Origin of the sequence: uncultured Fenollaria sp., assembly GCF_934202865.1 — a bacterium.
In the GTDB taxonomy this organism is placed as follows: Bacteria; Bacillota; Clostridia; order Tissierellales; family Peptoniphilaceae; genus Fenollaria.
Genome location: NZ_CAKPYL010000040.1, coordinates 1 through 13892 on the forward strand (window position 1 = coordinate 1; position 13892 = coordinate 13892).

Consider the following 13892-nt stretch of genomic DNA (forward strand, 5'->3'; position numbering starts at 1 on the left):
ACCAGGATAAGCTTTTACATGAGGATTTTTTGGCCAAGTGTAATGAAAAATATTATGATCGGTAGGGATAAAGAAGTCTAGACCTTGTTCTACAGCAACTTCATTATTCTCCTCTCTTGTCATTAGTCCATCTGAAAATATGGTATGCGTATGAAAATCGCAAGTGTAGTACTCTTTATTCTCTTTAGTATCATCACTATACAAGCTCGCTAATAAATCATACTCATCATCATAAGCTATATCTGCGCTTTTTTCTTCTTTTATTTCGACAATAGTATCGCGAGCATCTTTATTAGTAATAACGCTATACTCGGCTCTCCAAGTACCTTTAGTGTTTTCTATCTTATCTAGACTTAATGAACAAGGAGATGTTTTTCTAGCTTCTTCAGATAATATTCTACTGCCGCTTTCACTGATGCCAATTATCTGAGCACAAAGTTTATTATCTGGAGAATAAAGATAAAAACTAAAAAACTCTTTATTGTTTTGCCACTTAATTGCTAAGTAATCAATATCTTTATCAATATCAAACTCAATAGAATCATATGATTTATCTAAATTGAATTTTAAAAAACTATCTTTCATATTTTGTCATCAACTATATGTATAAAAAAAGAGCGATCACTCGCTCTTTTTCAAATAATACATTTAATACTATTCAGTTACTAAATCGTATTCGAAATCTTTAACGCCTGCTGCGTTAACAACGTCTGTGTAACCAGCTGCTAATAGAGCGTCTTGAGCTTCTCCAGATTTTTTACCAGAGTTGCAATATAAAACGATCTTTTTGTCTTTGTCAGCGTCTAGAACTGATGCATCGTTCTTGATGTCATCTAAAGGAATGTTCTTTGCATCTTTGATGTGACCTGCAGCGTATTCTTCAGCGCTTCTTACGTCAACGATAACGTATTTGCCTTCTTGTTCAGCGTCTGCTTGTAGTGCTACTACTTCGTCACCTGTCATAGTTGCTTTTTCTCCTGTTTGAACGCTATCAGCTTGATCTGCTGGTACGCTTTCAGTTCCTTGTTCAGCTGGTTTGTCTTCTGCTGGCTTTGAGCAAGCTACTAGTGAAAATGCTAGTACAAGTACTAAAGCTAATGATAATAATTTTTTCATATAAATTACCTCCTTAAAATTTTACCATAGTTATTATACCACTTTTAAGCGTGATTGTAAAATTATTTAACATTATCTTAATTTTTATCCAATAAATACTACTTTAGTAGTATGGTGCTCGCAATACAGCTAACGCCTTCTTCTCTTCCTTCGAAGCCCAAGTTTTCTGTAGTTGTAGCCTTTACGCTCACTCTATCGATACTTATTTCTAGGTCTTTAGCAATATTTGTTCTCATCTCATCTATATATGGTCTTAGTTTTGGTCTTTGCATAATGACAGTCGCATCTATATTTGAAATGCTGTAGCCATCTTCCTTGACCATGGCATAGACCCTTCTAAGTAAGACTCTTGAATCGATGTCAAGGTAGTCATCGCTTGTGTCAGGGAAATGATAGCCTATATCTTCTTTAGCAATAGCGCCTAAGATGGCGTCCATAATCGCGTGTATCAAGACATCTGCATCGCTATGACCAAGTAGGCCCTTCTCGTAATCTATCTTCACTCCGCCAAGTATTAAATCTCTGCCTTCGACCAGTTTATGCACGTCGTAGCCATTACCAATTCTGATATCCATTAGAAGACACCTGTGCTTTTAAGCCTTTGCTTCCAATTCGTATTGAAGATCTCGGCTATAACTAAGTCTTCTGGCGTAGTTATCTTGATATTGTCATAATGACCTTCAAGCATCTTTACCTCAACTCCAGCAAATTCAACGAGTGCCGAGTCGTCTGTTGCTAAGATATTTTCTTTTATAGCGTGTTCGTAGCCCTTAAGCAAAATTTCTTTCTTAAAGCATTGCGGGCTTTGTGCTTGCCACAAAAGCGACCTCTTTGGCGTATGATGAACTGTGTCGTCTTCGTTAACTGACTTGATGGTGTCCTTAACCTTGACGCCTACAACGCAGGCATCGCAGCCAAGCACTGTTTCAACGGCTTTGTTAATGGTTTCAGTTCTGATAAATGGTCTCGCTCCATCGTGCGTTAAAACTATATCAGCATTAACGTTTATGGCTTTGATACCGTTGTATACTGAGTCCTGTCTCTCCTTGCCGCCTTTAACAATGTTAACGACTTTAGTAAATTTATATCTATTTACAATTTCTTTTCTTGTGTAATCTATCTCGTCTTCTTTACAGACAATAATTATCTCGTCGATGTATTTTGATCTTTCAAACTTTTCTATGGTATGAGCAAGTATTGGCTTGTCATTTATGCGCAGAAAAGCTTTATTTACCTTTGAACCCATCCTGTTACTCATGCCTGCAGCGGCAATTATAACTGAGACAAAGTTATTCTCTATCATAAATTTCCTCCAACTATTCTTTAATCTTAGCAAACATCATCTTGCCAGCAGCTGTTTGAAGCACTGTTGTTATCTCGACGTTAAGCTTTTCGCCTATCCTCTTTTTAGCTTCTTCGACAACTATCATTGTGCCATCAGAAAGATAAGCAAGGCCTTGATTTTTTTCCTTGCCTGCTCTAACTATCTCAACTACAAGCTCTTCGCTTGGTAATATAACTGGCTTAACTGCATTAGCAAGCTCGTTGATATTAAGGACTTCTATGCCTCTAACTTGGGCAACCTTGTTTAGGTTGTAGTCGTTAGTAAGGACTTTTGCGTCCATCATAGCGGCTAGTTCAAGTATCTTGTCATCAATCTCATTGACTGTGTCAATCTTTTCGTTTGATATTTCTATATCAACTATCGCTTCGTTTTGCATTTGCTTAAGTATGTCTAGACCGCGTCTACCTCTTTTTCTTCTTTGATCGTCCGCCGAATCAGCTATGTGCTGAAGTTCTTGCAAGACAAAATTAGGTATTACTAAAGTACCTTCAATAAAACCTGAGCTAGCGATGTCTTTAATCCTACCATCTATTATAACAGATGTGTCAAGAATTTTGTATAGATTTGTATCTTTTTTCTTTGATTTTTTTACTGTGCTCTTTTGAGTAAATTTTTCACCAATATTTGAAATGTCCTTTCGTCTAGTCGTAACTATAATCCCAATATAAGGAAATAGTATATAGAATATAACGGACAAAACTGGTCCAAGTACTGGTATTCCTATGTTCATAGCGAGCTGCGATAGCAAAAATGCTATGACTAGCCCAACTAGTAAACCTGCTAAACCTAAGATAAGGTCCAAGCTTGTGAACCTTCTTAGCTCAATCTCAACCCTGTCACCAACATTAATAAGTCGTGTAAATATAGTATCTGACAATAAATAAAAAATAATTGCAAATAAAATAGATAAAAATACCGATACATAGATACTATAATTATGAAATGTTGGTACAAGGCTGATGGCCAATAAACTTACGCCGTAGCCTGCTGCTCCGCCTATGAGGAGCATGACGACTTTCATAATTTTTTTAAACATTTTTCCTCCTACTCTACTGCCTCGTAGATAATTTTGTCAATTTCTTCGTATGATTTGCCGGAAGAGAGTATCATTTCACTCATCAAAATGTTCTTTGTGTCGTGAAGTATCTTTTTTTCTCCGGTCGAAAGATTTCTCTTATCATCCAAGCTCTTTAGGTTACGGTAAACTTTAGCAACTTCGAAGATGTCTCCTTCCTTCAAAATCGCAGTATTATCCCTAACTCTCTTGTTCCAGTTAGTGCTCATCTTTGTCGGTTCTTCTTTTAATACTTCAACTACATCTTTTAACTTTTCTTTCTCAATGATTGATCTTATCCCTCTTTTTTCTGCATTTTTAACAGGTATCATAACCTTCATAGCACCAATAGGTATCTTAACAACAAAATACTCTTCACTCTTGCCTAGAATGTTTTTCTTTTCTATGTCAACTATGATACCTGCTCCATGCATTGGATAGCAAACCATATCTCCTACTTCATACATACTTCTCGCCTCCCACTCCTTAGATGATAATCTCATACCTATAGTATATTATATCACAGTTCGGCTAAAAAGTAAAGTTTTATAATATCATATTATATTATATTTGTCAAGCCTAAAATAGATTTTTTTTAATTTTCTCAAATTTTTAATGCATCTATTAAGGAAGAGCATTTAATTAGCTCTAGTTTTGTAAACTTTGTCGATAGTTTTGCCTCGCTACTGATGACTGCCCTCTTATAGCCCACGCGTTCAGCTTCTTTAAGCCTTCTCTCAAGCTGAGGCACCTTCTTTAACTCGCCCGTTAAGGATATATCGGCTATATAGACTGTGTCTGAGCTTAAGACCTTGTTCACTAGCTGTGAATATATTGCCGCGATTAAAGCAAGGTTCGATGCGTCTTCTTTAAGCTTAAGTCCGCCCATGGACTTGATTACAACGTTTTTATCAAACATGTCGACGTTTAATCTCTTCTCCATGATTGAAAGCAGTGTATTTAGTTTTTCTCTTGACATATTCTCGCTTATACGCGACGGATATGGTGTATATGACTTCGTTACAAGGGCTTCAACCTCAAGTATAACTGGCCTAGTCCCCTCCATATTTACGGTGATGGCACTGCCAGGGAAATTGTTTTCCTTCCTTGACGATACAAAGTACTCGCTCGGATTGTCAATCGATACAAGGCCCTTCTCTTGCATATTCATAAAGCCCATCTCGCCTGTGGCGCCATAACGATTTTTGCTCGCGACGATGGTTCTAAGTGAATCGTTTTGATAAGTATCCATAATTAGAACGGTATCAACAAGGTGCTCTAGTGTCCTAACGCCTCTTAGCTCGTCATCTTTAGTCATTTGACCGACTATAAAGACTATACGAGGCCTTTCTATATTTTTAGCAAGATTAACTAATTCATAAGCGCACTCGACTGTTTGCGTTGGCGAGGCTGGTCTAGATGGCTTGTACTCATCAAGCTCAACAGTTTGTATCGAGTCAACAACAACCATGTCTGCGTCGACCCTAAGGACTTCTTCCTTAATATTGTCAAGGCTCATATCGCTGATGATATATAGATCGTCTTCAATAGTATCAAGTATCCTGTCAGCTCTTTGTTTTATCTGGCTCTCGGACTCTTCGCCTGAAGCGTATAGGACCTTAAGACCTTTTTTGCACGCGTCGTTCGCTATCTGCAAAAGAAGCGTACTTTTGCCAGCGCCCGGCTTAGCTGTAAGTATGGTAACTGAGTCCTTAACTATGCCCTCGCCCATAACTCTGTTAAACTCTTCGAAGCTTGTCTTGAGCCTATCTGAGTTTGATGAAGTGACAGTCTTTAGCTGCATTGCCTTGCTTCTTACGCTTTTTTCTTTTTTAACTGCTTTTTTCGTATCCTCCAAAACTTCCTTAAGGCTGCCCCAAGAACCACACTCGGGGCATTTGCCTAGGTAGCCGCTGGATTCGTAGCCACACTCGCTACACTTGTACAAGCTCTTCTTCTTTGCCATTTTTAAATTCCAATTCCTTACCATTATAGTAAATAGTGATGCTCTTATCCTTAGAAACATTATTCTTCAAAATTTCTTCAGATAATCTATCCTCTATCATCTTCTTAAATGTTCTCTCTAAAGGTCTTGCTCCATATTCAAGGTCAAAGCCTTTCTTCGCAATCTCATCTTCAACAGACTTGTCGATCTCGATATTTAGGCCCATCTCCTTAAGTTTTGCCTTAAGGTCTTCCGCCATTAAGTGAACGATTTTTTCTATATCTTTTTCTTTTAATTGGTTAAATACAACGATGTCGTCGACCCTGTTTAAAAATTCTGGTCTAAATGTCTTCTTAAGCTCTTCGTTAGCGATTTCTGAAATTTTCTTCTTTTCGCTATTTTCTTCACTCGATGCATCACCAAAGCCATAGGTATTTTGCTTTTTGAATCTACTTGCACCGACGTTACTAGTCATGATGATGACAGCGTTTTTAAAATCGACAGTTCTGCCCTTTGAGTCAGTTAATCTACCATCGTCAAGAAGCTGTAGTAAAGCATTAAATACATCTGGATGTGCTTTTTCAATTTCGTCAAATAAAACTACTGAGAATGGTTTCTTCCTAATCGCTTCAGTTAGCTGTCCGCCTTCATCGTAGCCAACATAGCCTGGTGGCGAACCTATAAGCTTAGATACGCTGTACTTTTCCATGTACTCACTCATGTCTATACGTATCATGGCGTTTTCGTCGTTAAATAGGCTCTCTGCAAGTGCTTTGGCAAGGTAAGTTTTGCCGACTCCAGTTGGTCCGACAAAGATAAAGCTGCCTATCGGCTTGTTCTTGTCCTTTAAACCGACCCTCGCCCTCTTGATTGAGTGGCTGAGTACGTCTATCGCCTCGTCTTGACCTATGACTCTTGATTTTAGCTTCTTATCTAAGTTTAGTAGTTTTTCCTTTTCTTCTTCACTAAGCTTTTCAACAGGTATGCCAGTCCATTTCGATACAACTCTCGCGATATCGTCAAAACCTATCTTCATGCTGTTAAGCTCGGACTTTTGCTTCCACTCAGTTCTGTCTAGGTCCATCTTGTCCTTAAGCTCACGCTCCTTGTCCCTTAGCTGAGCCGCTTTTTCAAAATCTTGCGCCTGTATCGCTTGAATCTTTTCAGATGCAATCTCTTTAAGCTCGTCCTCTATCTCCTTAAGCGATAGCGGTCTAACATAATTTTTCATTCTAACAAGTGATTGTGCCTCGTCAATTAGGTCTATGGCCTTGTCTGGCAAGTATCTATCCGATATATATCTCTTTGATAATGTCACAGCTGCCTCGATGGCTTCATGTGAGATTAATACTCTGTGATGCGCTTCGTACTTGTCCTTTAGTCCTTCTATAATCTTTATGGCGTCTTCTTCACTTGGCTCTTCCACCATGATGGTTTGAAGCCTTCTTTCAAGTGCCGCGTCTTTTTCAACATATTTTCTGTATTCATCAACAGTAGTCGCGCCAATGATTTGTATCTCGCCTCTTGTAAGGTATGGTTTTAGTATGTTTGACGCGTCAAGCGAACCTTCAGAGGAGCCCGCTCCTACTATAGTATGAATTTCGTCTATAAATAAAATTACGTCGTCTCTTTCTCTAAGCTCTTCAAGTAAATTCTTGATTCTGCTCTCAAACTCGCCCCTGTACTTCGATCCAGCTATTAAGCTAGTTAAGTCAAGGGAGAATATCTTTTTATCTCTGATAATCTCGGGAACGTTGCCTGAAACAATTCTTTGAGCTAGACCTTCGGCGATGGCTGTCTTGCCGACACCTGGCTCACCGATTAGAACAGGATTGTTCTTTGTCCTTCTCATGAGTATTTGTATAAGTCTCTCAATTTCAGACGCTCTGCCAATTACAGGATCTATCTTATCCTTTATCGCAAGCTCATTTAAGTCCAAAGTATATTTTTGAAGCGCTTCACCATCATCAACGGTATCTTCATCAAAGCCGTCTTGGTCTTGATAGCCGCCTTGATTAAAGCTTCTTAAGCTATTTAGATAATTAGATAAGGATGAAAGCACCCTCTCTCTATCTACGCCAAATCTCTCTAGGATAATGGAAACAGGCGCTTCGTTCATCTTCACAATCGAGTAAAGTATGTGCTCAGTCGTTACAATTGGCGCCCCTGCTTGGTTTGCCATCTTGATGGACTCCTCAATCACATATTTTAAACTTGCTGAATAATATATGTCCTCTGGCTTTTTCACGTCAAGCACAGATAATTTTTCCACCATTTCTCTAAGGGCTTCCATTTCAAGGCCGTTTTGCCTCAAAATTTCAGATGCCTTAGTCGTGTTTGCGCTTAAAATGCCGATCAAAACGTGAGAAGGATCAACTTCGCTTTTGAACATCCTTCTGGCTTCTTCCTCGGCTATTTGAAATGAGAATCTTGCATTTCTAGTAAATCTTCCAAAAACTGCCATATTTATCTCCTTTCTTATATATAAATCTATAAATTATTTTCTTCTTCTTTAATATCCTTGTCAATAAATTTTACATTGCCAAGCTTTTCCCTAAGTATAGTCGCTCTCTTTTGGTCAATCTCTGACTTATTGCTAATGGAATAAGTGTACTCGATAGCTTCAGGCGTTATCATTAGGTAAAGGCCCGCGTCAATGCTTGTGTCTTCTGGTTCAAGTAAGTCCATGCTCCTTGCGAACATTAGATTCGATAGGTAGATAAGTGCCTCATCGTAGCTGATAAGGCTCGCCACCTTAATCATCTCCAAAGCCTTCATAATTCTATCCTTCATCAAGATGTAATTTTGCTCAAGGTATCTGCGTCTATTTTCATTCTCGTAAACAATGACGTTTTGGTCAGTCAGCATAGAAAGCTTTTTAAAGGACTCAATATTAGTAAACTTATTTACATTAGCGTCTAAGATGTAGATGTCTTCTATCTTAGAGCCATTCGGTCCCACAAGCGGCGTAAGCCTAATCTTAGACATATCATCGCTCTTTAGCTCGTCCTTGTTAAACTCGTCCCTTCTGTATAGATGAACGATTTTGGCTATGCTTATGCCATTGCCAATGTTAACGGGGTCGCTTGTAAGATAGCCGTAGTTCTCGTCAAATTGGAAGTCTATTGACTTATCAAGCTCACGCTCCACGTCTATGGCGATGTCGACAAGCTCGTCAGCACTTGCCGTCCCAAGGACTCTTATCTCAATATGGTCATTGTTATTTATAACTATGGCGATGGACTTGTCCTCATCAAGCAAAAGCTTTGTCCTTGTGATATTCTCCTTGACTGACTCATCCATAAAACCCTTTGCTAAGAAGTATTCAAACTTTTCCTTATCCATATTTGATACTTCATAAAGCATAAAGCTGTAGCTAGTGTTTTTTAAAGCTTCCAAGACCATATTCAAAATCTCGTTAAGCTTAGACCACATCAACATCTCTGGGTACTTGTAGCCCTTGATGTTCCTCTTTAGAGAAACTACCGTGTTTAATATATATTTATTGTAAATTGTCATTGATTTCGCCATCTTCCACCTTCTCCTTCGTGGACTTTGCCTTAATCTCGTCCCTAAGCTCAGCCGCTCTCTCGTAGTTCTCGTCTTGAATTGCAGCTTCTAACTCCTTCTTAAGAGCAAGCACCTCCATATGCATAGGATTTGCGTCCATATACCTCTTTGGTAGTAGGCCCTCATAAGTTTTTTCGCCTCTTAAAGAGTTCAAAATCGGTCTGATCTCATAGGCAAAAGTCTTGTAGCACTCCTCGCAGCCAAGTGTTCTGTTCTTGTTGAAATCACTGAACTTCATGTGGCAGTTTGGGCACTCTTTTTCCTCGAACTCATAAGTTTCGAACGAGCCAAATAGTTTTTGCAAGCCCTCAAAAAGGCTCCTTATATCGCTTTCATTTATATTCATATCCGTATATTCTCCATATTCTCCTTGATTCATTTCGTTAAAGTCCTTAAGTGCACATTCAGTGCATAAGTGTTTTTCAATAATTTCGCCGTCCAATATCAGCTTTAAATTAATCATCGCTTCATTCTTGTGGCATTCATCGCATAACATTTTACTACCCCCTTTTCAGTAAAACCAGTAGGATGTTCTTTAATATATCGCTTCTAAGTGCATTTCTCTTGTCTATGTCAATAGCTAGAGCCCTATCGTCAATCGAAGCAAGTATTATCTCCTTCTCGTCCTTTGTAATGATCTCGTCATCACAAAGCTTTCTGATGATGTCGTGAGCTTCTTTTATGGTGATCTTGTCGCCAATAGCGTCCATGAGTAGCTCTTTGTACGCATCTTCATCCTCTAAAAGATCAAGCTTATCGATCTTGATATAGCCGCCCTCGCCCCTTCTCGACTGAATATAGTAACCAAAGTGAGGCGCAAACCTTGTCGTCAAGACATAGTTGATTTGACTTGGCGAACAATTGAATCTAACGGCAATGTCGCTTCTTTTGATAAGTATGCTGCCGCCTTCTTCTTCAAGTAAATTGTTTAAAAAATATTGTATTTCATCGCTTAACATATATCTCACCTTTGACCTTCTTTGACTATTATAACATAAGTACCCAATGGATGCAATGAATAAACAAAAAGTGTAACTAATTTGTATAAAATTTTAGAAGAATTGGGAATGGACTTGTTTGGATAAAAGAAAAACACACAAGTAAAACCTGTGTGTTTCTCTAAGAGAAAAAGAACCCCGTCCTTGCGGACGGGAACCTTGCCATCGCCTTCGGCGATGTAAAACATGAAAAAATATTACAAAGAAAAACACATGAGACTTAACCCATGTGTCTTTCTAAGAGAATAAATATGAAAAATATATTATTTGTATATTCTATTTATTATTTATTATTTATTTTTTTCTGCGTTGGCTGCTTCTATAATCTTATTTGCTTGGTCTTGTGGTACTTCTTCATATCTTACGAAGTCCATTTGGAAGGAGCCTCTCGCTTGTGTCATCGCTCTTAGGTCTATTGCGTATCTAAACATTTCTGAGTGAGGTACTTCTGCTGTGATTACTTGTGTACCATCATCTTGTGGATCTATACCCAAGATTCTGCCTCTACGTTTGTTCATATCGCCCATAACGTCGCCTAGGTAGCTTTCTGGCACTCTTATTTCTGCCTTAACTATAGGTTCAAGCAAGACTGGTTTTGCTTCTTGCATACCTTTCTTAAATGCTAATTGTGCAGCAATCTTGAAGGCCATTTCGTTTGAGTCAACGTCGTGGTATGAACCGTCATATAATGTTGCCTTAACATGTACTACTGGGTAGCCTGCTAAAACACCATGTTCAAGCGATTCTCTAAGACCTTTTTCAACTGCTGGGAAGAAGTTCTTTGGAACTGCTCCACCGAATACTTCTTCAGCAAAGACAAAGTCGTCGCCATCGTGTGGCTCGAATCTTACCCAAACGTCGCCGTATTGACCAGCGCCGCCTGATTGTTTCTTGTGCTTGCCTTGAACTTCAGCCTTTTGTCTGATAGTTTCTCTGTAAGCAATCTTTGGATCGTCAAGTTCAATTTCAACGCCAAATGTGTTTTTCAATTTATCTTTAATAACTGTTAATTGCATATTACCTTGACCGCCGATTAAAAGCTCTTTAGTCTCATGATTTCTAAGTACTTCAAATGTTGGGTCTTCTGCAGTCATCTTGTTAAGCGCAACGCCTATCTTTTCGTCTTCGCCTTGCTTTACAGGTCTTACCGACATATATAGAGTTGGCTTTGGATACCTAATTCTCTCGAATATAACAGGGCGATTCTTGTCACATAGCGTATCACCAGTACGAGCGTGTTCAAGTTTACTTGTAGCACCGATATCGCCTGCTATGATGCTATCAGTATCGATTTGAGTCTTACCTCTTAAGTAGAATAGTCCTCCAAGCTTTTCTTCTACATCTTGGCTCGCATTGTATAATGGTGTAGATTTAGTAATCTTGCCAGATATAACTTTGAATAGTGATAGCTTTCCTACGAATGGGTCAACTATAGTCTTGAAAACAACTGCCGAGAATGGTTCGTTTTCATCAACTTTTCTCAATTCTTCTTTATCTTCCCATGTGCCAGTGTATGCGCCTACTTCGTTTGGTGCAGGGAAATATCTTTGAATCTTATGAAGAAGTAGCTCCATGCCTATGCCTTTTTCAACGCTACCTACCATAAGTATAGTTAATTCGCCATTTCTAACAGCTTGCTTTATACCTTCTTTAAATTCAGCATCAGTAAAAGCTTCGCCCGCGAAGTACTTTTCCATAAGCTCTTCAGATGTTTCAGCAACGACTTCATTTAGCTCGCCTCTAAGTTTTTCAATGTAGCCATCCCATTCAGCTGGAACAGGAATTTCAGTTCTCTTTCTATTTTCATAGCTATATGCCTTGTCTTGAATTAAGTCAACCATGCCCTTAAAGCCTTCAGCTTCACCTATAGGCATAACTAAGGGAACTATGTGGCCGCCTAGTTTTGTTTTGATATCTTCCAAAACTTCGTCAAACTTAACATTTTCCTTATCCATCTTATTTAAGAAGATAAATCTTGGTGTGTGATATTTATTTAAGTTCTTCCACGCTTTTTCAGTTCCTACCTCAACGCCTGCTTGTGCGTCAATAACTAGTATAGAGCCTTCTGACGCTCTCTTTGCACCATACATCTCGCCAATGAAGTCGAAGTAACCAGGTGTATCAAGGAAATTGTATTTAACATCATTATATTCTACAGGAATAACCTTTGTATTAATAGAAACCTTTCTTTGTATCTCTTCTTTGGAGAAGTCCCCAACAGTATTTCCGTCTTCAACCTTACCCATCCTAGAGATAGCGCCTGTTGCGTATAAAAGTGATTCAACTAGCATAGTTTTACCACTGCTACTGTGTCCCAAAAGGGATACATTTCTGATTTTGCTTGCATCGTAAGCCTTCATATTTTTTCCTCCTCATATAAATATAGTTATTTTATCAATTTACTTTATAAAAGCGTTATATGTAAAAAAATTTAGCGTGAAGATAATAATTTCTTCACAAAAATATTATAACACATATAGATTTTTTTTGCAATGATTTTATCAAGATGATACGCGAAAAGTTTAAAGAGACTAAAAAAGAAGAGCTCATCACTCTTCCTTCATCTCATCATACGCTAGGCTTATAGCCTTATAGAAGAAGTCTAAATCTTCCTCGTCAAAGTCAAATGTGTCGCTGTGGTGCGGTCCCTTTAAATTTGTTCCCAGCATCATGTGCATGGCTGGAACGCTGCGTTCCTTAAGCTTCTTAAGATAAAAAGTCACATCTTCACTCGCGCCAAAACTTGGCATCCTGTGAGTCTTTATCTCATTTGCCTTAAGTTTTTTAATCACTTTATCAACTAAGCCAATATTCTCTTCCTTGTATGCATTAGCCCTAGCAAGCACATTCAATTCGTATTTTCCGCCCTTCGCCTCAGATACGCATTTCGCAATCTTCTCCATCGACTTAAGCATCTCATCCATCGCCTCGTCACTATCACTTCTAAGATCCATACCCAAAGTGATTTTGTCCATGACAGCATTTCTTTGGCCGCCACCATTTATAATACCGATGTTAATAAACTTTTTGCTGTGAGCGTCAATTGTTAGATCCTTTATCATATCCATGAAAGCCATGGCAATGGTAAGGGCGCTGATTCCCTTTTCAGGCGCGTTTGCCGCATGTGCCGCCTTTCCGAAAAAGCTCATATCAAGCTTGGTAGTCGCCAAAAAGTCAGTCGTTCCAACGCCAATGTAGCCTTTTTCCTCGCCTAAGCCAATGTGGTAGGATAAAAATCCACCCACATCCTCCGTAATAAAGTCCGCCATGCTTCTTGCGCCGCGAACCCCTTCTTCAGCCGGTTGAAATAGTACACGAGCCGCTTCCCCAGACTTGCTAAAGCGATCGCATAAGCTAAGTGCCAAGGCTATGTGTCCGTCGTGGCCACAGGCGTGCATATTGCCATTAGTCGAGGCAAAGCTAAATATATTCGGCAAATGCGTTATATCCGCCGTCTCCTTTATCTTGAGTCCATCGATATCTGCCCTGAATAAAAAGTACGGAGCCGCGCCAAACTCAGCCATAACCCCAGTGAAGCCCTTGTCAATGTCACTCATATCGCTCTCGGCGCCCTTTTCGTAAAGTGCCCTGCCACAATAAAGTTTACAATTAAAATTTTCAAGTATTTTAATGAGCTCCTTAGTCGTCTGAATCTCTTCAAAGCCGAGCTCGGGGATTTTGTGAAAAAATCTTCTATATAAAACTAAATCCATCTTATCACCTACTAGCTAAATCTTACATCAAGAACCGCATTTTGTCAAGCTTGACAAATTGCCGTGGATGTAGTAATATATTCATGTTGAGGTGAATTATGAAAAAGAAATTTATTTTATTTATAACTATGCTAGTGGCCATGCTTATGGC

Annotated in this window: 13 protein-coding genes; all 13 read right to left on the reverse strand. The window is 38.9% G+C overall.

Annotated features, from left to right (window positions below; all coding sequences use genetic code 11):
* On the reverse strand, positions 1–585 hold a 585-nt coding region (locus Q0E71_RS05015; RefSeq protein ID WP_367116820.1), incomplete at its 3' end, for a PHP domain-containing protein.
* 69 nt (positions 586–654) lie between these two features.
* Positions 655–1116 carry a rhodanese-like domain-containing protein gene (locus tag Q0E71_RS05020; RefSeq protein WP_294796672.1) on the reverse strand — a complete coding sequence of 154 codons (462 nt, stop codon included), beginning with the start codon at positions 1114–1116 and terminating at the stop codon, positions 655–657.
* Between the two features lie 98 nt (positions 1117–1214).
* On the reverse strand, positions 1215–1685 hold the full coding sequence (gene ispF, locus Q0E71_RS05025; RefSeq protein ID WP_294796696.1) for a 2-C-methyl-D-erythritol 2,4-cyclodiphosphate synthase: 471 nt from the start codon (positions 1683–1685) through the stop codon (positions 1215–1217).
* A gap of 5 nt (positions 1686–1690) precedes the next feature.
* Positions 1691–2419 (reverse strand): 2-C-methyl-D-erythritol 4-phosphate cytidylyltransferase, encoded by a 729-nt coding sequence (gene ispD / locus Q0E71_RS05030; protein ID WP_294796673.1) that lies wholly within the window; start codon positions 2417–2419, stop codon positions 1691–1693.
* Positions 2420–2432: 13 nt separating this feature from the next.
* Positions 2433–3497, reverse strand: a complete 1065-nt coding sequence (locus Q0E71_RS05035; protein ID WP_294796675.1) for a PIN/TRAM domain-containing protein — start codon at positions 3495–3497, stop codon at positions 2433–2435.
* 8 nt (positions 3498–3505) lie between these two features.
* Entirely contained in the window at positions 3506–3982 is a 477-nt protein-coding gene (locus Q0E71_RS05040; RefSeq protein ID WP_058259905.1) for a CarD family transcriptional regulator, read from the reverse strand.
* A 137-nt stretch (positions 3983–4119) separates the two neighbouring features.
* Positions 4120–5481 carry a DNA repair protein RadA gene (radA, locus tag Q0E71_RS05045; RefSeq protein ID WP_294796680.1) on the reverse strand — a complete coding sequence of 454 codons (1362 nt, stop codon included), beginning with the start codon at positions 5479–5481 and terminating at the stop codon, positions 4120–4122.
* On the reverse strand, positions 5450–7924 hold the full coding sequence (locus Q0E71_RS05050; RefSeq protein ID WP_294796683.1) for an ATP-dependent Clp protease ATP-binding subunit: 2475 nt from the start codon (positions 7922–7924) through the stop codon (positions 5450–5452). Before Q0E71_RS05050 ends, radA begins: the two co-directional genes overlap by 32 nt.
* Before the next feature lie 26 nt (positions 7925–7950).
* On the reverse strand, positions 7951–8991 hold the full coding sequence (locus Q0E71_RS05055; protein ID WP_294796685.1) for a hypothetical protein: 1041 nt from the start codon (positions 8989–8991) through the stop codon (positions 7951–7953).
* On the reverse strand, positions 8963–9526 hold the full coding sequence (locus Q0E71_RS05060) for a UvrB/UvrC motif-containing protein (protein WP_294796688.1): 564 nt from the start codon (positions 9524–9526) through the stop codon (positions 8963–8965). The genes Q0E71_RS05055 and Q0E71_RS05060 overlap by 29 nt, the downstream gene beginning before the upstream one ends.
* A 4-nt stretch (positions 9527–9530) precedes the next feature.
* The gene (locus Q0E71_RS05065; protein ID WP_294796690.1) at positions 9531–9989 is read right to left on the reverse strand and encodes a CtsR family transcriptional regulator; all 459 of its coding nucleotides are present in this window, start codon (positions 9987–9989) and stop codon (positions 9531–9533) included.
* A gap of 329 nt (positions 9990–10318) precedes the next feature.
* Positions 10319–12388, reverse strand: coding sequence for an elongation factor G (gene fusA / locus Q0E71_RS05070; protein ID WP_294796693.1), 2070 nt, complete (start codon positions 12386–12388; stop codon positions 10319–10321).
* Between the two features lie 189 nt (positions 12389–12577).
* Positions 12578–13741: an amidohydrolase gene (locus Q0E71_RS05075; protein WP_294796695.1), complete on the reverse strand. Its 1164-nt coding sequence runs from the start codon at positions 13739–13741 to the stop codon at positions 12578–12580.
* Positions 13742–13892: the final 151 nt, after the last annotated feature.

Coding starts and splice junctions, on each gene's coding strand:
- Q0E71_RS05055 (WP_294796685.1), bottom strand. CDS start 8,991: ATGGCGAAATCAATGACAATTTACAATAAATATATATTAAACACGGTA.
- Q0E71_RS05075 (WP_294796695.1), bottom strand. CDS start 13,741: ATGGATTTAGTTTTATATAGAAGATTTTTTCACAAAATCCCCGAGCTC.
- Q0E71_RS05040 (WP_058259905.1), bottom strand. CDS start 3,982: ATGTATGAAGTAGGAGATATGGTTTGCTATCCAATGCATGGAGCAGGT.
- Q0E71_RS05050 (WP_294796683.1), bottom strand. CDS start 7,924: ATGGCAGTTTTTGGAAGATTTACTAGAAATGCAAGATTCTCATTTCAA.
- Q0E71_RS05035 (WP_294796675.1), bottom strand. CDS start 3,497: ATGTTTAAAAAAATTATGAAAGTCGTCATGCTCCTCATAGGCGGAGCA.
- Q0E71_RS05060 (WP_294796688.1), bottom strand. CDS start 9,526: ATGTTATGCGATGAATGCCACAAGAATGAAGCGATGATTAATTTAAAG.
- Q0E71_RS05020 (WP_294796672.1), bottom strand. CDS start 1,116: ATGAAAAAATTATTATCATTAGCTTTAGTACTTGTACTAGCATTTTCA.
- ispD (WP_294796673.1), bottom strand. CDS start 2,419: ATGATAGAGAATAACTTTGTCTCAGTTATAATTGCCGCTGCAGGCATG.
- fusA (WP_294796693.1), bottom strand. CDS start 12,388: ATGAAGGCTTACGATGCAAGCAAAATCAGAAATGTATCCCTTTTGGGA.
- radA (WP_294796680.1), bottom strand. CDS start 5,481: ATGGCAAAGAAGAAGAGCTTGTACAAGTGTAGCGAGTGTGGCTACGAA.
- Q0E71_RS05065 (WP_294796690.1), bottom strand. CDS start 9,989: ATGTTAAGCGATGAAATACAATATTTTTTAAACAATTTACTTGAAGAA.